We start from the raw sequence: 21176 nt of genomic DNA, 5'->3' as shown, positions 1-21176 counted from the left end.
ATGATTAACCAGGAACATTTTGATGACTGGTTTGAAAAAATGGCAAGACTTGCCAGAGAAGACCCAGAGGCCTTTGAAAAAGAACGCCAGGCCCTAATTGATGAAGCCATTTCTCGGGCTCCTACTGAAACCCAGGAAAAGTTACGCAAGTTTCAGTGGCGTATTGATATGGAGAGGAAAAAAGCCAAGACCCCGCTTGGGGCCTGTATAAGGCTTTATGACATGTTACTTGATATGGTTTACGGCAAAGGCGGTTTTCTGGAATCCTTAGAAACTCTTAAAGCCATTCTTACAGATGTTAAAGAAGGCCGCTCACCGTCTCTGCCCTCTGAACCTAAAACAAACGCTAAAATAATTCCTTTTCCCATGGGTAAAGCCAAAGGAAAAAACTAATCCGCCTTGCGCCGCAAAAACGCCGGCACCTCAAGCTCTTCCTCTGAAGGGAGCTTCTCAAGAATGCGTTTTTTGCGTTTCGTCTCTAAGAATTTAGCAAGCTTAGGTTGCCCTTCTCTTTCTGGCTGGCTTTCCCTTTTAACCTCTCCAAGATTAACCACTTCAGCTATAGGCTCAGCCGCCTCTTCCTCTGCGCCGATACCAGTGGCTACCACCGTAACCCGCAGTTCGTCGCCCGCCTGGTCGTCAAATACTACGCCCCAGAAAATCTTGGCCTCTTCGTGAGCCTCTTTAGAGACCAGCTCAGAAATAAATTCAGTTTCTTCCATGGTAAGACTTTCAGCAGAAGCCGTAATATTCAAAAGAACACCCCTTGCCCCGGAGATTGAAACGTCGTCAAGCAGCGGGCTAGAGATAGCCTTTTGCGCCGCTTCTTCAGCCCGGTTTTCTCCACTGGCAACGCCTGTACCCATAAGGGCCATCCCCATCTCACTCATCACCGCCCTTACGTCGGCAAAGTCAAGGTTTACATAACCAGGGAAAAGGATTAAATCGGAGATTCCTCGCACCGCATAGTAAAGCACATCATCAGCCTGGCGGAACATATCCAGCAACTTGGCCTTGGGAGAGGCTAGAGCCCTTAGGCGGTCATTGGGAATGGTGATAATGGTGTCAACTTCTCGTTTTAACTCCTCAAAACCTTTCTGGGCAATCTTGGCACGGGGTTTTCCTTCAAAAGAAAATGGTTTTGTTACTACGGCAATAGTTAAAGCCCCAAGCTCCTTACTGATACGGGCTACAATGGGAGCTGCTCCAGTACCGGTGCCCCCGCCAAGCCCGGCGGTTATAAAAATCATATCCGCTCCGGCAAGGGCCTCTCTTATCTCGTTTTCCGCCTCAATAGCTGCTTCTTTGCCCACTTCAGGGTTTCCACCAGCCCCTAAACCTTTGGTCAGTTCTTTGCCTAGCTGGATCTTTACCGGCGCGGGAGAAAGGTCAAGAACACGATAATCGGTATTGGCTACGATAAACTCAACTCCCCTTAGCCCCTTGCTTATCATATTGTTGACGGCGTTTCCGCCGGCACCACCCACACCAATTACTTTGATTTTGGCCTGATATTCACTTTCTAAAAGTTCAAAGCTCATAGCCCCCTCCCCAGGATTTCAAATAATTTTTTAAGTGGGTTTTTAGGTTGCGTTTTTTGTCTGTGAAGATCCATTTCACGCCCAAAAAGCACCAGTCCTACCGCGGTAGCCAGGCGAGGATGATTTACCTCCTCAGTTAAACCAGGGAGTCTTTTGGGATAGCCAATTCTTGTGGGCAATTCAAAAATCTGGTCAGCCATCTCAAGAAGTCCTGAAAGCAAAGAGGAGCCTCCGGTTATAACAGCCCCTGAACCAAGACGGGGTTTAAGGCCCGAGTTTTCAAGTTCAGTATTTATAATTTCAAGGAGCTCTTCTACCCTCGGTTCAAGGATTTCTGCTAAAACCTGACGCGAAAGCCTTCTAGCTGGACGATTGCCAAGCCCTGGTACTTCAATATATTCTTCTCTTGGCACCAAAGGGGCAAGGCAGCTACCGTAATGGACTTTGAGCTTCTCAGCCGCTGCCATGGTGGTACGGAGCCCAACGGTAAGATCGCTGGTAAGTATCTGGCCCCCTACTCCTACTGCACTGGTATATCTAAGATTTCCTTCAAGGAAGATAGCCACATCCGTAGTGCCGCCGCCAAAGTCTATCAAAGCTACCCCGAGTTTTTTTTCTTCCTCTGTTAGCACGGCGTGCGCTGAAGCCAGCGGTTGTAAAACTACGGCGTCAACCGTAAGCCCGGCCTTTTCTACACATTTAACTAGATTGTGCACCGCTGAAGCACCCGCTGTTACAATATGCACCTTGGCCTCAAGGCGCACTCCGCTCATGCCTATAGGCTGTTCAATCCCGCTCTGCTCATCAACGATATACTCTTGCGGGATAGCGTGTAAGATAAGCCTGTCATTAGGAAGGTTAATGGCCTGGGCTGCTTCAAGAACCCGCTGAACGTCTTCTTCCGTGACTTCTCCTGACTTTAAGGCAATCACTCCGTGGCTTTGCTGGCTGCGAATGTGACTTCCGGCAATCCCTACAATGACGTTGGTAATTTCTTCTCCACAGGCCTCTTCCGCCTGTTGCACAGCCTCTATTATAGCGCTTACCGTGCTCTCAATGTTTACTACCACCCCGCGGCGAAGCCCTGAGGCATTGGCCATACCCAAACCAATGGCCCTTAACTCGCCTTCTATTTCTTCTGCCGCTAGGCAACATACTTTAGTTGTACCAACATCAAGCCCGACAATCATTTAACCCTAACTCCTCTGGCCTTTCTTAAAAATCAAAGCCGCTGAATTTTCTGGATAATCAAGCCTTACCATTTTTACCCGATGATACTGCTTGGTGTCATAAAGATATACAAAAATGCGGTCAAGCTTTTTATAAGCCTTTTCATATTCTTTAAGGCTATTTCCGGCAAACTTTATCAACAAAGCGTCTCTCGTAAGCAATAAAAAGCCATCTGGTAAAAACTTTATCTGCGAAATATTAGCGTAAGGTGGCACTAAAGTTTCATTTTTCTTAAGTTTCACCAGCAGTCTTAAGACCTCTAACTTTTGAGGATCCAAGTGGCGATTTTCAATTTCTTTTGAGGAAACGCCCTCAAGGGCTGGCAATTCTTTTAATAAAACCCGTGGAGCCCGGGCAAAGATGTATCCCTTTTCATTCACCAACCAGATTTCGCCGTTTATGGAAAGCATAGCTATGGGTTTTTCTTCTTTTACTTTTATAAAAACCCTGTTGGGTAGTTTACGAGAAACAAAGGCTTCAGCCACCCAGGGGTGAAATTCAAGGCGCTTTTTTACTTCCTTAAGATTTAAGGCAAAAATATTTGTTCCAAGAATAAGGTTTGCCCTTTCAAAAACATCCCGTTTACTGAGAAAGCGTTTACCTTCTATGGTTATTTCTATCCCTGATAGGGCAAAATAAGGGCTTTTTTTAATATAGACCCCGGCTACCACAAGAGCCGCCAGCGTCATAAAGCCTATTAACAGGACCAAAAATTTTTTAGCCTTCGCCCACCACACGAAGCTCCTCCTCAAGCTCCACCCCAAAGAGCTGAAAAACCCTTTCTCTTGCAAAATCAATAAGCCTCAAAATATCCTGGGCCCTTGCTCCATCTCGGTTTACGATAAAGTTAGCATGTTTGCGAGAAATTTCTGCGCCACCAGAACGCAAACCCTTCAACCCTGCCTGGTCAATCAAAGCTCCGGCGGAAAAGCCTGGTGGATTTTTAAAAACACAGCCAGCAGATGGCTCATTTAAGGGCTGGGTCTTTTTGCGCCGCCGCCAACAATCAGCCATGCGCTCATTTATTCGCTCTTGATAATCCTTCTTAAGACGAAAAGTAACAGCCATAATCACCGCTTCATCAGGAATATTGGAAAAACGGTAGGCAAAACTAAGCCGGGCGCGACTAAGAGAAAGAAAGTTTCCGTCCTTATAAACTGTTACTTCTTCTACCAACTGCCCTATTTCTTGGCCAAAGGCCCCGGCGTTCATTTTAACAGCCCCGCCCACCGTGGCAGGAACTCCTGCCAGAAACTCAAGCCCTGCTAAACCATTAAGAGCACAAAAATTAAGAAGCTTTGCTAACGATACCCCTGCTCCAGCCCTCACTCTTTCACCTTCAGGTTCACAAAAATCAAGCCTTGAAAGAGAGATAAAGGCTCCCCGAAAACCACCATCTCTTACCAGGAGATTACTTCCTCCGCCCAAAAAATAGACAGGGACTCCCTCGGCTTTAAAAATTTCAAGCCCCCGGGAAAGCTCTAAAAAATTGCGAGGATAAAACAGGTAGTCAGCTGGCCCACCAACTCTAAAAGTAGTATGCCGCCAAAGGGGCTCTTTCTCTTTGAATATAAAACCTTCTTTAGCTAACAAGCTTGAAACTTTCATGCCACCTCTCGCTGACGCAAACCAAGTTCTTCTAAAAGTTTCTCCCCCAGGCGATAAATGTTTCCAGCTCCCATGGTCACGAAAACATCGCCTGGTTTCAAAATGTCCAATACCCGGGCAAGCGCCAGGCCATTTCCTGGCACGTAATAAGTAAGTCCCTTTCGCCTTTTGCTAAGGGCCTTAGCCAGAGCTTCTCCCGTAACTCCAGGAATTGGTTTTTCAGAAGCCGGATAAATGTCTGTAACCAGCAGCACCTCAGCCTCATCAAAACACCTGACAAAGTCGTCAAAAAGGGCCTTGGTGCGCGTAAAACGATGTGGCTGAAAAAGGATTACCAGACGCCTCTCAGGAAAAGAATTTTTAAACGCTCTTATCGTAGCTTCAATCTCTTTAGGATGATGGGCATAATCATCAAAAACTAAAATTTCACCCACCTGGCCTTTTAAATCAAAACGCCTCCGGACTCCTTTAAAAGCCGAAAGGCCTTCTCTAATCTTTTTAAAAGGGATTTTTAAGGTTCTGGCCAGTGCCACCGTGGCCAGGGCATTTAAAATGTTGTGCTTGCCTGGGAAGGGCACCATCACCTCGCCAAGGAAATTATCATTTTCAAACACGGTAAAGACCGAGCGAGCTCCTTCTTTAATAATCCGTGCCCTATAAAAAGCCTGCTCATCAAAGCCATAAGTGATATATTTGGCATAAGGCTTTCTTTGGAGGAGCCTTTTAACGCCTTCGTCGTCAAGGCAGACTATAACTTTTCCTTTTACTTTATCTACAAATGCCGCAAAGGCTTCAAGGATTTCCTCAAAATCCCGGTAAAAGTCAAGGTGTTCTTTGTCAATGTTAGTAATAATAGCAAGGTCAGGGCTCATTCTAAGGAAAGAACCGTCACTTTCGTCAGCTTCCGCCAGAAGATACTCTCTTTCGTCACCCAGCCAGGCGTTACCATCAAAGCCGTTTACCTTGCCCCCCACCACCACTGTTGGGCTTAAACCGCCTTTGGTTAGCACAGAAGCCAGCATGGAAGTAGTGGTAGTCTTGCCATGGGCACCGGTTACCACCAGGTTGAAACGGTGAAGTTCCATAATCTCTACGAGCATCTGGGCTCTAGGCATTACTTTTAAGCCAAGCTCTTTCGCCCTTTTGAGTTCTGGATTGTCCTGAGACACGGCTGATGAGTAAACTACGAGATCAGCCCCTTCCACCTGTTTAGGGTGGTGGCCGTAAAAAATAATGGCTCCTTCATCAGCAAGCATCTTTGTAGTTTCAGAAGGGTTTAAGTCGGAGCCTGATACCTCAAAGCCAAGCCTTAAGAGCAGGCGAGCAAGCCCGCTCATGCCTATCCCACCAATACCTACAAAGTGAACTCTTTTATATTCACGCATAAGCGATAAATTCCTCCAATTCTTTTACGATTCTTTCGGTAGCATTTTCAGGAAGCACTCCAGAAAGATTCCTGGCCATTTTCTGGCGGCGTTCCTCATCGGCAAGAAGAGAACTCAAGGTGTGAAGGAGCTTTTCCTCTGAGAGTTCATTCTCGCGCATAACAAAAGCCCCTTCTCGCCTGACAAGCACCTGGGCATTATAAAACTGGTGGTCATTTATGGCGTAGGGATAGGGAATGAAAACCGCTGGCTTTTGCAAAATAGCAACTTCTGCCACGGTAGAGGCCCCGGCTCTTGCCAGTACTAAATCCGCCTGGGCATAGGCCCAGCCCATATCATGAAAAAAGGGCTTAACCACCACCCTTTCTAAAAATGGCCGATAGGCCTCTTTTACCCAGTTAAAATCTCTTTCACCTGTTTGATGGAAAAGCCGAACCGCGGGTACCTTTTCAACCAAACGAGGGAATATCTCTGCAACCAGTTTATTCAAACGGTGTGCCCCTTGAGAGCCCCCTGTTACCAGAAGCCCTATGCCATCATGTTCTCGCTGGCCACAGGTTAGCTCTTTTCTGATAGGCAGGCCGGTAATCACCGTTCGCTTTCCGGAAAAATAAGCTTGACTTTCAGGAAACGTAATAAAGATACGATGAGCCAATTTGGCCAAAAGGAGATTGGCTCGGCCAGGTATGGCGTTTTGTTCATGAATGGCCCTTTTTATTTTGAGAAGACTCGCGGCAAGCATTATGGGCACTGAGGCGTAACCTCCTACGCCAAGTACAACCTGTGGTGAAAACCTTTTGAGAATTTTTAAGGCCTTGCCAGTAGCCAGAAACATTTTAGCCATGGCCCTTATTTTACTTCCCATAGACCTGCCCAAAACACCTTCTACCGGCAAATAACTCACCTGATAAGGCGTTTTAGTGGCAACCAGCTTTTCAATTTTTCGGCCACTGCCAACCAGCAACACTTTTCCTCCACGAGCAACGATTTCTTCGGCCACGGCCAGGGCAGGAAAAAGATGCCCTCCTGTGCCACCTCCGGTTATAACCACCCTCATCAATGGTAAGTCACCATATCTGCACGATTGTCTTCTCCAAGAAACTGGGGAGCATAGCCTTTAACTAACTCTTTAAAGATATCCCCTCGCTCCTGATAGTTTTCAAACTGGTCAAAACTGGCTGCAGCAGGTGAAAGTAAAACCGTATCTCCAGGAACGGCCTCTGAAATGGCCACCGCCACCGCCTCTTCCAGGTTTTCTACAATTTTTATTTCCGTGCTTTCCCGCAAATCCTCAGCCATCACGTAACGCGATTCTCCCATAAGAATTAGAAGCCTTACTTTTTGCCTTATTAAAGGCAAAAGAGGAAAATAAGAAGCTCCTTTGTGTTTACCGCCCATGATTAAAATTATAGGGCCTACCAGCCCCTCAAGGGCCTTTAAAGTAGCGTCAACATTAGTGGCCTTGGAATCATTCACAAAGTAAACCCCACCAAAAGTGCCTACAAATTCCAGACGATGCGGAAAACCTATAAAATTTTTTATGGCCTCTCTTATTCCCTGAGGAGTTGCCCCAGCCAACCTGGCTGCCAGCGCCGCCACCGCAAAATTTAAACGATTATGCTCTCCTAAAAGCTTAAAGCCTGCCAGAGAGTATTCTTCTCGCCCTTGAGGCAGGTGCAAAACAAAAGAACTCCCTTTGAGTTCAGCCCCAGAGTTTACCTTTTCACCAAAAAAGAGCACCCTGGCTTTGGGAAAGGGGAGAGGAGCTGAAAGTTCCTCTGGCAAAAGGAGAAAATCATCAATGGTCTGATTTTCGTAAACGCGAGCCTTAGCTAGGGCATATTCATTAAAGTCTGCATAGCGTTCAAGATGGTCAGGAGTAATGTTTAAAATTATGGCTATATGGGGTCTAAAAGTCTCAATGGTCTCCAGTTGAAAGCTTGAAACCTCAAGCACCACGTAATCAGCCTTCTGGCCATTGATTATAAATTCAGAAAGCGGTGTACCATAGTTCCCACCCACAAAGACCTTCTGGCCAGAAAGACGTAAAATGTCAGTTACCATGGCGGTGGTGGTGGTTTTGCCGTTAGTACCTGTAATGGCGATAATCTTTTTCTCTGGAAGAAGAAAGCGATAAGCCAGTTCAAGCTCTCCGATAACCGGTATATCTTTTTCATAGGCCACCGCCGCCACCTCACGGGGCACTCCCGGGCTAATGACTACGAGATCAGCCCCTTCAAATAATTCTGGACGATGACCGCCGGTATCAAAAAGAACCCCCTGCTCTTCAAAAGACCGCACTAACGCTGTAGAAAGCTTGTCTTTAGGACGACGATCAGAAACAATAACTTTAGCCCCTGAAAGCAGAAGTAATCGGGCTGCCGCCTGCCCAGAACGTCCAAAACCTAGAACCACGGCCTTTTTGTCTATCATCTTTCCTTCAAACATAGCCCTTACCTGAGTTTTAAAGTACTTACAGCCAGGATCCCTAAGAATATAGCTATAATCCAGAAGCGGACAATGATTTTGGGCTCAGGCCAACCAAGTTTCTCAAAATGATGATGAAGTGGAGCCATCAAAAAAATGCGCTTGCCCCCTGTTAGCCGAAAATAAGCCACCTGAAGCATTACCGACAAAGCCTCAGCCACAAAAACACCACCAGCTATAACCAGCAAAAGTTCCTGTTTGGAAATTACCGCCAACGCCCCCAGAGAAGCCCCCAGCGAGAGAGAACCAACATCTCCCATAAAAATTTCTGCCGGATAAGCATTATACCAGAGAAAAGCAAGGGCTGCTCCTAAAAGGGCCCCACAAAATATGCAAAGCTCTCCAGCTCCAGCTACATAAGGAATTTGCAAATAAGAGGCCAATCTAGCATGGCCGGCCAAATATACAAAAAGCAGATAAACCCCTGCTGTAACGATAAAAGGCCCGGTGGCCAGGCCGTCAAGGCCGTCTGTCAAATTGAAGGCGTTTGAAGCCCCAACCACCACTATCATAACAAAAGGGAAGTATAAAAAGCCAAGGTCTGGCCTAAATTCTTTGAAAAACGGTACTGATAGCCTGGTATCAAAAGAGCCGTACTTAAGGGCTAGAAACAAGAATATGCCCGCTGTTAAGGACTGAAGAAAAAGTTTTTCTTTCCCCGTAAGCCCCAGACTTTTTTGTCGAGAAACCTTGCGCCAGTCGTCAAAAAAGCCGATTAAGCCAAAAATCAGAAAAAGCCCAAGGGTTATCCAGAGGTAAATATTCGTAAGTTTCCCCCAAAGAAGAGTTGCTACCAACACCGCCAGAATAATTATCACTCCGCCCATAGTAGGCGTGCCGGCTTTGTGCTGATGATCAGGGCCGATTTCTCTAATGACCTGACCAAATTGGCGAGCCTGCATATAGGTTATGAAACGGGGCATTAAAACAAAAACTATCAAAGCCGCGGTAAAAGCGGCACAAAAAGTCCTAAAAGTGATGTAACGGAAAACATTAAAGAAAACGTGCCATTCATGTAAAGAATAAAGTAAGTGGTAAAGCATTTAGACCTTTTCTCCCAAAAGCTCCTCAACGATTTTTTCCATAGCCATAGCTCGCGAACCTTTTACAAATACAAGGGTTTCTGGGACAATGACCTGCCTTAACTCTTCAAGAAGAGCCGCCTTATCAGAAAAAACCTTGACCTTTTCTCCGCCACCACGGGCCAAGTCTTTGGCATATTCACCTATTGCCAGTATTTGATCACAGACCTCGGCAAGCATGCGCCCAACTTCATCGTGATAAAAAGAAGCTTTCTCGCCGAGCTCTTTCATGTCTCCCACTACCGCTAGAACCTTAGAAAATTGAGGTTTAATAGCCGCTAAAACTTCTGCCGCCGCCTTAAAAGAAGCCGGGTTGGCGTTATACGTATCATCAAGGACCCAGAAGTTATCTCCGCGTTTGGGTTCAAGGCGATGAGGAGGAGACTTTAGTTTCTCAAGCTTGGTTATGAGTTCTTGCAGGTCAAGCCCGGTGCCCAAAGCTCCGGCCAGGGCCGCCAGGGTATCAAAAACAAACGGTTTCCCCAGAAGGGGGATTCTGGCGTCATAAATGTCATTCTGGTAGTAAATTTTTACCTGGGTGCCGTCTAAACTAACTTTTATTATCTCACCCTTTAAGTCAGCCCCTTTTTCAAAGCCAAAAGAGATCTCACGGCCCTGGTGGTTCAGGGAGGCGATAAAATCTCTCGTTTCACTTGAATCGTAAGGATAAACCCAGGTTGCCTGCGAGGCTTTTAACAGGACGTCTATTTCTTCTTTGAAAACATTTTCCGGTGTGCCAAGGCCCTCAAGATGTGAAGGGGCTGAGCCCAGAAAAATCGCTACTTCAGGAGAAGCTATTTCGGTAAGTCTCGCAATCTCACCGGGGATATTGGTGCCAAGTTCTAGCACCAGAAATTGGGCCTCAAGCGGGGTATTTAAAATAGTTAGGGGAAGCCCGATAAGGTTATTCCAGTTCCAAGGCGTCTTAAAAGTTTGATAGTCTTCTAACAGGGTGGCTAAAATTTCCTTAGTGGTGGTTTTTCCGCAAGTACCACTTATAGCGAAAACTTTCGCATTAAGCTTTTTACGCCAATAGGCCGCCAGATCCCCCAGAGCCTTTAAAGTATCAGGGACTTTGACTATGGAAACGGCTTTATGAAGCTCAAAAATATTGATGTTTTCTGGCCAGTAAGAAACAAGGGCTCCCCTTGCTCCTTTTTCAATGGCCTCAAGCACAAAGTCATGGCCATCAAAGCGCGGGCCTTTTATAGCCACAAAAAGCTCTCCGGGCTTGATGGTTCTGGTATCGTGGCTTACCCCGGTAAAGGTAATCCCCATGTCTCCGTTAAGAAGCACACCCCCTGTAGCTTTTACCACGTCTTCAGTGGAAATCATGCCGCCTCCTCTGCCAGTAGTGCCCGCAAAAACTCGCGGTCAGAAAAAGGAATCCTCTTCCCGGAAATTTCTTGATAATCTTCATGGCCTTTACCTGCCACCAGCAGCACGTCACCCTCCCTTAAAATAGAAACCGCGGTAGAGATAGCCTCCTCACGGTGTGGCTCAATCAGAAATGGGGAATTTTCCATGCCAGCTAGGATATCGTTTATAATGTCTTCCGGGCTTTCACCCCGGGGATTATCAGAGGTAAGTATAACCACGTGGGCAAGCTCCTCAGCCACTTTACCCATAAGTGGACGTTTTCCCTTATCTCTATCGCCCCCGCAGCCGAAAAGAACAATAAGCCTTCTGGCAATGGGTTTGAGGCTCTTAAGAGCTACGGCTAGAGCCTCTGGAGTATGAGCGTAGTCAACGAATATCAGGGCTCCGTTTTTCTGGCCGATAAGCTCAAGCCGCCCTGGAGGAGGCTTAAGCTCACGGGAGCAGGAAAGGATGTCTTTAAAAGAAAAGCCGAGGGCCAGGCAACATCCTATAGCCATGAGGAGATTTTCCAGTTGAAAATCTCCGTAGAGGGTCGTCGCCAAGGAATGCTTATGGTGGCCAAATTCCAGGCGGAAGGAATAACCCGCCCGGGAGCGCTCTGTCACCATCCCCCTAAGTTCCTCCCCTATCTTAATAACGGGCGCAGAGATTTCCTGGGCGAGCCTCCTTCCCCACGGATTGGCCACGTTTATAACGGCCTGGCCCGAAGCTCTCAAATATTTGGTAAAAAGTTTTTTCTTGGCCTGAAAGTAGCCCTCCATGGTGCCGTGGTAGTCCAGGTGGTCACGGCTAAGGTTGGTAAACCCTGCCACCTGATAGGCAAGGCCAGCCACTCTATCCTGGTCAAGGGCGTGTGAAGAGACTTCCATAACCACGTGCCGATAACCGGCCTTGCGAATATTGGCCAAAAGGGCCCTTAACTTAACCGGCCCTGGCGTGGTAAGTGAGGCCTTTTCCAGGCCAAGCCCGGTATCGTAAAAAACCGTGCCAATAAGGCCGGCCTGGCCGGTGAGTGCTCTAAAAATCTGATAAATAAAGTAGGTAGCAGAGGTCTTGCCATTTGTTCCTGTAATACCTATTAAAGTAAGGTCTTTTTCGGGATAATCATAAAAAGCGCTGGCAATCTCTGGTAAGGCTTTCCTCGTGTCAGGTAAAACTACCTGGGCTATGTTTTCAGGTAAATCCAGTTTTTTTTCGGCAATAATGGCCGCTGCTCCGGCCTTTATTGCCTGCGGAATAAAACTATGGCCATCAGCTGAAGTGCCCCGGCAGGCCACAAAGGCGTCTCCCGGCTTTACTTCGCGAGAATCCGCCGTTAAGCCGGCTATAGGCGTCTCAGGCCTATGTAAAAACTCAGGTTTTAGGTTTTTTATAAGCTCCTCAAGGCGTTTCATTTGAGAACAAGCCTGCATCTGGTAATTTTTTTTAGGGGTGTGCCCGGTGCTGGCCACTGGCTAACGGTAACGCCAAAGCCCTGATACTCAGCCTCAAGCCCAAGGGCAGAAAGCCTTTCAAGGGCCTCTTTTAGAGTAAGCCCTCTTAAGTCTGGCATCCTGTTTTCGGCCAATTTTTGAGAACGCTTCGTTTTTTGCCTGGCCATATAAAAACGGCTATTTTTCACCGCCTGAGGAATAAAACGGGTATAGTAACAGGGAAGCCCGTAAGCCCTTACCCCTTCAAGATAAACTAAAAAAGCCTCTTTGGGATTTTTACGCGGCCAGAGGCCAGCTATTACAAAAGCCCCCACCCGGTAACTTCCACCCCACCACCAAACACCACCCTTTTTAAGAGGGAGAAGGTCTTCAAGTGTTTTCGTTTCAACTGTTATGAGCTGTTTTCCATTTTCAAGGTTTATTTCCTGGGCCAGTTTGGGAGACACAAGTTTTCCTGTATAAAGAGCGGCTAAGGCCCTTACTAGCTGAACACCAGAAGTCCTGACATCTTCCAGAGAAGAAACAGATGGAGGAAGAAACCCGGGATTTTCTCCTGGAAGGTCAACCCCTGTGGCTTCACCAAAGCCAAGGTCACGTAAAAAGGTGGCCAGGTCACTATAGCTGCTTTGTTCAAAGCTTTTTTCAAATACCTCACTCAAAGACGCAAGGGGAATGCGGGGTTTTAGCAGAAGGTCTCTATCTCCTTTGGTAACAAAGGCCTTTATTCTTCCTGTTTCAAGATCAAGGATTAAAGCCCCACCCCTTTTGGCCCGCAGCCTTTTTAAACTGCGATTCAGGTCTTCAAAAAGCTCTTTTTGTTTTTCTATCTCTATAGCTGTTACCAGATAAGAATCTTTACGTCTTAAAAGGTTGTGATAATAGGCTTCAATCCCCCAAAAACCTTCATTTCCCAGAAAAGCGTTACATACCTCCTGGTAAGGATAAATTCTTTCAAAGTATTTTTTTGGAAAAACCCCTTCTATTTGGGGAACATTTTTCACTTTGCGGAATAAAACCGGCTCCTTATAGGTAGCAAGAAGCATTGAAATGTCATTTTCTTCTTTCCCCAGAGAATCAGCTAGCATTTTTAAATTTACAGGAGACGGTGAAAAGGCCCCTGGCACCAGTAATAACCCGGTCCGGCTTACTGATTCGGCAAGAACTCTTCTTTCAAGGTCATAGACTGGCCCAAGCGGTCTGACCCCGCTTTTTTCAGATAAAACAGGCTCAGGAGAGGAGAAAAGTTTGGCCTTTTCTCCTGCCAGAACCAGTAATATCAACCCTATTAGGCTCAAAAACCAGAACTTTTTCATCTTAATTACTTTAAACGAACTATTTGTTCTTTTTTAGGAAGATGAAGCCCCATCTCTTTGGCTTTTTTATAAACCACCTCTTTGGTGGTAAGAGACTGATATTCAATATTCAGCGCAGTTACCTGGTGAGAAAGAAGAGCAACCTCTTTTTTCAGTCCCCGATATTCGAAATATTTTTGGCCTAAAACCACTCCACCTGCCAGTAATAAAACGACTATCATAAACAAAGCCAATTTTTTGATTATGTCCCCTAACGCATTGACTACAGACTCACTTTTCCTGGTTTTATGGTTAAGCACATAGGCTGTTCTGGCTCCCATATTAGCCTCCTATACCCTTTCAGCGGCCCTAAGCTTGGCACTTCGAGCCCTGGGATTTTTTGATACTTCTTCTGGCGAAGGAACAACTGGTTTCTTGGTTAACACCTTAAGCCTTTCATCTCCTTTAAAGGCTTGCTTGACCAGACGGTCCTCAAGAGAGTGAAAAGAAATGATTACCAGCCGCCCGCCTGGCTTGAGAAGGTCTGGTGCTTCTCGCAAAAATTTAGCCAGGTTATCAAGCTCTTTATTCACAGCAATACGTAGGGCCTGAAAAGTCTTGGTAGCCGGATGGGTTTTACCTCTTCGGGCCTTTGGGGGATATGCTCGCCAGACGATATCTGCCAGCTGCTTGGTAGTTCTAATAGAACCCTTTTTTCTCTCTTCACAAATAGCCCGGGCAATACGACCGGCAAAGCGCTCTTCACCGAAAGACCTGAGCAATTCCTCAAGCTGGGTAACACTTAGTTGATTAACCAGGTCCCTGGCTGTTTGGATATTCCTTTTATCCATGCGCATATCAAGGGGCTCGTCCAGCTTGAAACTAAACCCTCCACCACTTCCTTCAAGGAGATAGGAAGAAATACCCAGGTCTAAAAGAATGCCGCCAACCGGCCCCAGAGAAAGCTTTTCAAGAACCTCTTTAAGATTGGCGAAGTTTTCGCGTACAAGCACATAGCGACCACTGAATGGCTTAAGTCTTTCTTTAGCAAGAGCCAAGGATTCTTCGTGCCAGTCAAGCCCTATAAGGAACCCATCCGGGGCACTACGCTCTAAAATGGCCAGACTATGCCCCCCTAGCCCCACCGTACCATCTACGTAGGTGCCACCTGGGGCCACCCTTAACCACTCAAGCGCCTCATCAAGCAAAACACTCTCATGCCGAGGGCTTGGGGACGAAGTAGCTGGCCACCGAGGCGCTGATTTCTGAGTATTTTTCACGCACCCGGTTAAATTCATTTTCAAGACGCCTTGGACTCCAGATTTCAAAGTAGTTAATCATCCCTAAAAGGACGACTTCTTTGTCTATGCCGACCTCTTGTCTTAAATGCTGAGGAATCAATATTCTCCCCTGGCGGTCTGGCTGACACTCCTCCGCAGAGCCCAAAAAATATCTCTTGTAAAGTTGTAACTCTGGCGGATCAAATGGCGAAATCAAAAGTTGCTCCTCAAGTTTTTGCCATTCCGGCCAGGGATATACCTGTAAACACTCCGGTGTATTGGTAACAATAAGGGTGGCGTTCCCGTATTTTTGCTTAAGCACCTCCCGAAAACGCGCCGGAATACTCAGGCGTCCTTTCGGGTCAAGGTTATGGGTGGAACGCCCCCGAAAACTCAAAACCACCTCCGACCACTTTTTTCCACTTTATACCACCTAGACTATTAAAAATATATCGTAGATGTCAATAAAAACTTTAGATACAAAATATTGGACTAAAAGCGGAAACAAACTACATTATCTTGAGCCTATATGGTGGTAAAAAGTGGAAGTTTTTTTTCGCTCGGCCGGGGAAAGATTGCTTTACCACCTTGTGCCCCGCAAAGGACTTGGTCGTTTTGCCACTGTGAGGAGGCGAAGGCCACGATGTGACCCTAGCGGGTAATTAAGAGAAGCGCTTTTTCAAATTGTCACTGCGAGGAGATCCCTCGCTTCGCTCGTCGCTCGAGACAGGCGAAGCAGTCCCTGAGACTGCTTCAGTCGCAATGACAGCTCCCAAATTTTATCTATAAAAATTACCGAGCCAAAACTACTTCAATCTACCAGAAACTCCGCTACTTCTTTTCGTAAGGCTCTGGCTGATGGAAGAGGGGCCTTACCAAAACGAAGAAGCATTAAAGGATAGTTTAAGCCAAGTTTTTCAAAGCCTCTTTCAACTTTGCGCATAAAAAACTGGTGCCTGGCAGAAAAATCAAGGAAGCGCCCTTTGCGCCAGCGGATCATAAATAAGGGAGCCGCCGCCATGGGCTGCACGGCCAGGCCTATTTCCGTTAAGGCCAGCCACAGGCGCTCAGCCACCCGGCCAGCTTCAAAATAACGGTGTGGGGTATATTTTTCGGCACTTAAAGCAATTATTCCCTCTGAAGAAAGAACGAGCTTGCGGGTGTAGTCAGCCAGCTGTTTAGAGACTCCTAAACGCAGAAAAGCCTTCATCACAGGCCAGGGGCGGGTCATTCGCAAAAAGGCCTCTCCAGCTATCCCGGCCTCAAGAGCGGCGATAGGCATGCCGTCCAGCGTGGCAAATATTTCCTGTTCTTTCCAGCGGATGGTTTCGTGTAAAAATTCGTGTAAGTCCCTTCTTTCAACGCGAATTAAGTCGGCATAATAAGCTAGTTCAGCCACCAGGGCTAATTTTTCACCTTTCAATACCCTAACTTCTATTGGTAAGTCAGCGGCAAGCCCGGAAAGCCTTTCAATTTCTTTTTCCGAAAGATTTGCTTTTTCGTAAAATTTGCGGTTAGTATGGCGTTTCATAATAGCTGTTCTGGCAAGGAAAGTTTTAAACTCAAAGTTGTCGGCAGGCCAATTAATTTTTAAAGTGCCAAGTTTTATTAAGCCTTGCTCTTCAGCATAGTCAAAAACAAATTCGTACCTAATATTTTCCTTATCAAGAAGATAGCTTGCGTTTTCCACCGCCGCGCCCACGGCAAAGATAGAGGCATTTTGCTCAAAGTTAAAAAAGGACTTATCCACCCGCGGGTCTAAAAGAAAGTCTATTTCTTTCTCGCTTTTGATGTGAAAACGCCAGGGCTGAAGATTATCCCCAGAAGGAGCCATCACTGCAGCCTTAATAAGGGTTTTAATCCGTGGAGAAATTTTCTGCTTTTTTTTAAGTGAAGGCAAAGCGGTTTGAGCTGGCTTTGATACATAAAAATTAGTTGCAGGCCTAAGATGAGATGGAACAGGCAACTCAAGGTAAACGCGCCTGCGATTAGCTGCTGGCCTTTCAAGGCTCTGGTGAGTTACGAACTGGTAAGTCACCCTGGCTTGAGGAATGTCAGCAAGCCTTGCCAGTTCAAGCCATTCTTCTTTAGAGAGAGCTGCTTTGATGGAATCTTCGTATTCTTTTTTCATGAGTTCATTGTAGGTCAGGCCAAATAAATTTACATGAAGTTTCCTCTCTAAAGGAGAAAGTCTTATCAAGTCCCGAACGAGAATAGCTCCATCTTCTTTAGCAACCCTTTTTATTTCAAGGAGCAGGTCAAGGGGGTCGGGTAAATGGTGAAGCATATCGTGGCAAAATACACAATCAAAAGTGTGGTCTCTAAAAGGAAGCCTTTTGGCATCGGCCTTTAAAAAGATAATGCGTTCGCAAACTCCTTCTTTTTCAGCATTCTCCCGGGCTACCTTTAACATATTTTCCGAAAGGTCAACGGCAAAAACAGTAACCTCTGGACAAAACCTGGCCAGCCCTACAGAAAGATGGCCAGTTCCTGTGCCTACGTCAAGAAAAAGACCTTTTTCAGGAGAAAAGTTGATAATGGTTTCAAGAAAACCATAGTGTAATATTTTTAAGTATTTTCTAACCAGGCCGTCGTAAGCCCTCACTTCTTCAAGGGTTAGCATGACTTCTGGCTCGAGCTTTCGTGGTGGCACTTTAAACATCTGCTTTTCTCCATAGAGAAATTCATAATTTATTATCGGCCCTCAAAATAACTTTTATTAAAATATAGGTGTCATCGCGAGGCGACTAAGTCGCGGTGGCGATCTTAAATCTCTCCGATATCACTCGGGAAAGAGATTGCTTCGGGGTTTCGCCCTTCGCAAAGGCTCCATCAGTTGTCACTGCGAGCGAAGCGAAGCAGTCTCAGCAAATAGAGGAAACAAGAGATTGTTTCGCCTATGTCAGGCAAATAGAAGATTCCTCGCAGTGACAACTAAGTGCCCAGCATAGCATAAGTCTTGGCCGTGGAAAAATTTTTCCCTTGTTTAAGAGAATCAGACACCTAAAAACTTATAAAACCCTTTACTTCCAATACATTCCAAAACAAAGCAAAATAAAATGGAAAAAAATTTCCCTCAGTGTGAAATTTTTTTCCACTATCCCCAAATTTTCTGCCTCATAACCACTGATTTTATCGTAATCAATCTTGGCACCATCTTTGCATTTAATACAAGCTAAGAAAATTTTGGGATAGGAGGTGGAAAATGGGGTGAAGTAGGTTTTTCCTATAAAGATAGGAAAGAGGTGAGGAACAATTAAAAGTATAAAAAATTATTTTTAGGAGGTTAAAATGAAAGTATTTCTAAGTTTTTTCTTTGCATTGATCTTGCTTTCGAGTTCAGTTTGGGCTCAACCGGTTACGATAGACGATCTTTATATAAACACCCCTAGTGGAGAAACAGATAGATTTGCTCAAATAGAAGGTGATGATGATGTTATTTCTTATTATTCAGGTCTTAGCGATAGAAACGGAGATGGCACAATAGATCGTTTTGATCTTCGGGTAGGAGACTCCTTTAGGGATTATGGAAACTTTGTAGCCACAGAATTACGGACCCTTTGGGGAATTCAAGTTGATGATAAAAATATGAATACAGACTGGGAATTAACCTTAGTTTGGGAGAATCTTGCAGGAACAATTACTGAAATTACAACCGATTCAATAAAGGGAGAATATACATCTGGAACTTTTTATCTTTATATAGATTATTCTCCAGATGCTGATGATGGAGTAAGTGGCTCCCCATTTGAGTATTATGATGGTACAAATGTTCAAATGGATACAGATTCTGGCTTTAATGATGGATTTTTAGTATTACAAGGAACTATTATTGGAGGACAAGCCGAGGCTCCTTTACATACCATTATAGGCAATCCTGCGCGGACAGCATCTCTTTTGGCTCAAATTACATATGTAGATACTAACTATATTGCAAGTGACTCCTTTGACTTAGGACAATTAGTAACCCTTAATATGCTCTTAGGTATAGCTAGTGAAAGCGCCGAAGCAGATGCTCTTCATTGGATAGATGGCAATATAGCTAATAATTATGGTTGGACGGACAAAATAGCTCAGTATGGCGAAGGTGACGCTACGTTAAAGATTCAGGCTGTTCCAGAACCTGGTACTGTTCTTTTAGTAGGTTCTGGGCTGTTTTTAACTTCCTATCTTGCCCGCAGAAAACTTGGTAGAAAATAAAAATAAAAGGGAGGGAAAAGTCCCTCCCTTTTATTTTTGTTCTAACTTAAAAATTGCTTTTTAAAAAACAGATAAATATTATATTCAGACGGTAAATCTCCATAAATTCTTTTGAATTCTTCTTCTGCCGTTTTTAAATCTAAGTGAGCAAGCATGGCTGTAACATTTTTAAAGCGAGAGTATTTGCGTTCTTCAAAACACTTGAAACGTAGTATTTTTTCATAAAAAAACCTGTGTTTGGGTTTTATTACTATTACGATATCAGTATAATTTTTACTAACTATATATTCATAAATGACTTTGAAAATAGGAAAATAAATATTTCTAGCTTTTAAATTAGGAAGAGCGGCTAAGGAACAAAGTTCTACTATTTTTTTATTTTTTGCTCTTAAATCATCAATTATATCACCATAAATGGCGTCACATGGTAAGCCACGACCAACTTTGTCAAAAACAATACTTGCTGTACACAAAGGATTTTTTAGTAATTTATCTTCTTTTTTGTAGGCAGCCACAATTCTGGTATCAGGAAAAAGAAGATACTTTGTAACCCACTTTCCATCTGGCTGAGGGTCTATTATTCCTGCGTCAATATAACGATCGTGTACAAAACGATAAATTCTTTCTAAAGCTTTGGGCTCTCTAACAAAGGTTATATTAACTTCTTTTTGCCAAGTTTTAATGAATTCAGGGAAACCGGACAATTTAAGCCTTTTTAAAATTAATTTTTTTTCCTTATCAAAATCAAAGGAAGCCCTAGGTATACTTTGCTTTAAAACTGCTATCATGGATTTCTCCTCCTGATTAATTATATCGGCTCTAAAAGAAAAAAACTAAATTTTAAGTATACATGGAAGCTGTTGCTATTTTGAGAAAGCGTCGCTATACATCTTTCAAACCGTTTTCAAGGGATCAAATCAGAAATCATTTTTAAAAAATGGCCCTGCCTCCAGTCCCAAAAATTTTAACTTGCAAACTTTTTAGAATTGGTTTTTAGTAATTATGAAAGTTTCTTTTTATGGCAATGATATCAGGGCCGCTAATAGCCTGAGAGGAGAGAAAGCTTCTATTCTATTTTACAAAAAGTTCTAGATCATGACAACTTTTAAAAATTAAATATTTAAATCGTGAACAGCTGTTCAAAAGAAAAAAGCTTAAAAAGTAAATTATGTTGGGAAAAAAGGCGATTTATATTATCTAAAATCCCTGACCTAGTAAATAAAAATAATTTCCGAGTCAAATTTGCTTCCAAAAGAAAAGAATTTTTAAATGTATTTAGTTTGGTTTATGATCGCTACTTAAAAAGTGGTTATATAAAACCCAACGAAAAAAAACTTTTTTATACCCCTTATCAAGCCTTACCAGATAGCAGAGTTTGCTTCGCCTATAACCCTTCTGACAAAAGAATTCTTAGCACCGCTACTATAGTAATAGATTCAGAACTTGGTTTACCAAGTGATAGCATATATAAAAAAGAGATAGATAACCTTCGGTCAAAAGGCCGCAAATTAGCAGAAATAAGCTGTTTAGCTGCTAAACATGATATACATTACCGTAACGGTATATTCTCAATATTTCGTCTCATATATCGTTATGCTTGCCAAAAAGGTGTTACTGATTTTATAATTTCTATCAGACCTAAACATAAAAAATTTTATGAAGAAATCCTTCTTTTTAAGCAAATAGGACAAGAAAAACCTCATAAAAGTTATTTTAATACTTTAGTTGTTTTAGAAAGACTCGATTTGACCGTGGGTTATGAATATTTTTATAAAATTTACAATGAATTTCCTGAAGGAAAAATTTTTGCTGATTTTTTTGTCCACATAGATTATCTAGATGACATTTTAGAACTGTCTAAAGTGCGTAATATGAGTGCGAAAGATTTCTGGTTCTTTTTTATGGATTACTGGACAATTTTCCCCTCCTTTCCTCCTCAATTTCAGAAATTCTTCTCTCTTAAATTTGATATGATTATGTGTGAAGAAGCAGCTTAAAATCGTAAAAATACAAAAAGTCTAGTGCGAGTCTGCGTAGCTTATAATAAGATGAGTTCCAAGATAACCAGCACCTCTACGGTGGTAATTGACCCTGAACTGGTCTCCCCAGTGACAGTACCTACAAAGCAGAACTTGACAAACTGCGAGCCCAGGGACGAAAGCTTGCAGAAATTACCTGCCTAGCTGCCCAACGGGACCTTTGCTACCGGAATGGAATTCTCTTTGTCTTCCGCCTTCTTTACCGCTATGCACGTCTTA

Annotated in this window: 19 protein-coding genes and 1 pseudogene; 4 read left to right on the top strand and 16 right to left on the bottom strand. The window is 44.3% G+C overall.

Annotation, left to right across the window (positions count from 1 at the left end):
- Entirely contained in the window at positions 1–393 is a 393-nt protein-coding gene (locus TH606_RS03930) for a DUF3135 domain-containing protein (RefSeq protein ID WP_068541474.1), read from the top strand.
- Here the strand turns inward: TH606_RS03930 and ftsZ are convergent.
- The 15 genes from ftsZ to TH606_RS03855 form a co-directional block, all read right to left on the bottom strand.
- The gene (gene ftsZ / locus TH606_RS03925) at positions 390–1541 is read right to left on the bottom strand and encodes a cell division protein FtsZ (RefSeq protein ID WP_068541472.1); all 1152 of its coding nucleotides are present in this window, start codon (positions 1539–1541) and stop codon (positions 390–392) included. The genes TH606_RS03930 and ftsZ overlap by 4 nt on opposite strands.
- On the bottom strand, positions 1538–2731 hold the full coding sequence (gene ftsA, locus TH606_RS03920; protein WP_068541470.1) for a cell division protein FtsA: 1194 nt from the start codon (positions 2729–2731) through the stop codon (positions 1538–1540). The genes ftsZ and ftsA overlap by 4 nt, the downstream gene beginning before the upstream one ends.
- Positions 2732–2737: 6 nt before the next feature.
- Positions 2738–3508, bottom strand: coding sequence for a cell division protein FtsQ/DivIB (locus TH606_RS03915; protein WP_068541469.1), 771 nt, complete (start codon positions 3506–3508; stop codon positions 2738–2740).
- A complete protein-coding gene (gene murB / locus TH606_RS03910) occupies positions 3489–4379 on the bottom strand; it encodes a UDP-N-acetylmuramate dehydrogenase (RefSeq protein ID WP_068541467.1) in 891 nt (296 codons plus the stop codon). The genes TH606_RS03915 and murB overlap by 20 nt, the downstream gene beginning before the upstream one ends.
- Positions 4376–5764, bottom strand: a complete 1389-nt coding sequence (murC, locus tag TH606_RS03905) for a UDP-N-acetylmuramate--L-alanine ligase (protein ID WP_068541465.1) — start codon at positions 5762–5764, stop codon at positions 4376–4378. Before murC ends, murB begins: the two co-directional genes overlap by 4 nt.
- A complete protein-coding gene (gene murG / locus TH606_RS03900) occupies positions 5757–6821 on the bottom strand; it encodes an undecaprenyldiphospho-muramoylpentapeptide beta-N-acetylglucosaminyltransferase (RefSeq protein WP_068541464.1) in 1065 nt (354 codons plus the stop codon). The genes murC and murG overlap by 8 nt, the downstream gene beginning before the upstream one ends.
- Complete coding sequence (gene murD / locus TH606_RS03895; protein WP_231887735.1) at positions 6821–8197, bottom strand: UDP-N-acetylmuramoyl-L-alanine--D-glutamate ligase; 1377 nt, start codon at positions 8195–8197, stop codon at positions 6821–6823. The genes murG and murD overlap by 1 nt, the downstream gene beginning before the upstream one ends.
- Before the next feature lie 20 nt (positions 8198–8217).
- Positions 8218–9294 (bottom strand): phospho-N-acetylmuramoyl-pentapeptide-transferase, encoded by a 1077-nt coding sequence (gene mraY, locus TH606_RS03890; RefSeq protein WP_068541460.1) that lies wholly within the window; start codon positions 9292–9294, stop codon positions 8218–8220.
- Positions 9295–10668: a UDP-N-acetylmuramoyl-tripeptide--D-alanyl-D-alanine ligase gene (locus TH606_RS03885; protein ID WP_068541459.1), complete on the bottom strand. Its 1374-nt coding sequence runs from the start codon at positions 10666–10668 to the stop codon at positions 9295–9297.
- Positions 10665–12107, bottom strand: coding sequence for a UDP-N-acetylmuramoyl-L-alanyl-D-glutamate--2,6-diaminopimelate ligase (locus TH606_RS03880; protein ID WP_068541457.1), 1443 nt, complete (start codon positions 12105–12107; stop codon positions 10665–10667). The genes TH606_RS03885 and TH606_RS03880 overlap by 4 nt, the downstream gene beginning before the upstream one ends.
- Positions 12104–13459, bottom strand: a complete 1356-nt coding sequence (locus tag TH606_RS03875) for a penicillin-binding transpeptidase domain-containing protein (protein WP_068541455.1) — start codon at positions 13457–13459, stop codon at positions 12104–12106. Before TH606_RS03875 ends, TH606_RS03880 begins: the two co-directional genes overlap by 4 nt.
- Positions 13460–13464: 5 nt before the next feature.
- Entirely contained in the window at positions 13465–13779 is a 315-nt protein-coding gene (locus tag TH606_RS03870) for a hypothetical protein (RefSeq protein ID WP_068541453.1), read from the bottom strand.
- A gap of 9 nt (positions 13780–13788) precedes the next feature.
- A complete protein-coding gene (gene rsmH / locus TH606_RS03865; RefSeq protein WP_068541451.1) occupies positions 13789–14646 on the bottom strand; it encodes a 16S rRNA (cytosine(1402)-N(4))-methyltransferase RsmH in 858 nt (285 codons plus the stop codon).
- Positions 14647–14653: 7 nt separating this feature from the next.
- Complete coding sequence (gene mraZ, locus TH606_RS03860) at positions 14654–15121, bottom strand: division/cell wall cluster transcriptional repressor MraZ (RefSeq protein ID WP_231887734.1); 468 nt, start codon at positions 15119–15121, stop codon at positions 14654–14656.
- A gap of 408 nt (positions 15122–15529) precedes the next feature.
- Positions 15530–17380 carry a methyltransferase domain-containing protein gene (locus TH606_RS03855; protein WP_068541447.1) on the bottom strand — a complete coding sequence of 617 codons (1851 nt, stop codon included), beginning with the start codon at positions 17378–17380 and terminating at the stop codon, positions 15530–15532.
- A gap of 629 nt (positions 17381–18009) precedes the next feature.
- Here TH606_RS03855 and TH606_RS03850 point away from each other — a divergent pair.
- Positions 18010–18918: a PEP-CTERM sorting domain-containing protein gene (locus tag TH606_RS03850; protein WP_068541446.1), complete on the top strand. Its 909-nt coding sequence runs from the start codon at positions 18010–18012 to the stop codon at positions 18916–18918.
- Between the two features lie 41 nt (positions 18919–18959).
- Here TH606_RS03850 and TH606_RS03845 read toward each other — a convergent pair whose 3' ends face one another.
- On the bottom strand, positions 18960–19706 hold the full coding sequence (locus TH606_RS03845; RefSeq protein WP_068541443.1) for an N-acyl amino acid synthase FeeM domain-containing protein: 747 nt from the start codon (positions 19704–19706) through the stop codon (positions 18960–18962).
- A 339-nt stretch (positions 19707–20045) separates the two neighbouring features.
- On the opposite strand from TH606_RS03845, the gene TH606_RS03840 reads away from it, so the two are divergent.
- Positions 20046–20915: an N-acyl amino acid synthase FeeM domain-containing protein gene (locus TH606_RS03840; protein WP_068541442.1), complete on the top strand. Its 870-nt coding sequence runs from the start codon at positions 20046–20048 to the stop codon at positions 20913–20915.
- A 113-nt stretch (positions 20916–21028) separates the two neighbouring features.
- Positions 21029–21176: pseudogene (locus TH606_RS12070) on the top strand (N-acyl amino acid synthase FeeM domain-containing protein); the annotation flags it as partial.

It is taken from the genome of Thermodesulfatator autotrophicus, assembly GCF_001642325.1.
GTDB lineage: Bacteria > Desulfobacterota > Thermodesulfobacteria > Thermodesulfobacteriales > Thermodesulfatatoraceae > Thermodesulfatator > Thermodesulfatator autotrophicus.
Note: the sequence above shows the minus strand (reverse complement) of the source record. Positions and strands in the feature narration are given on the sequence as shown.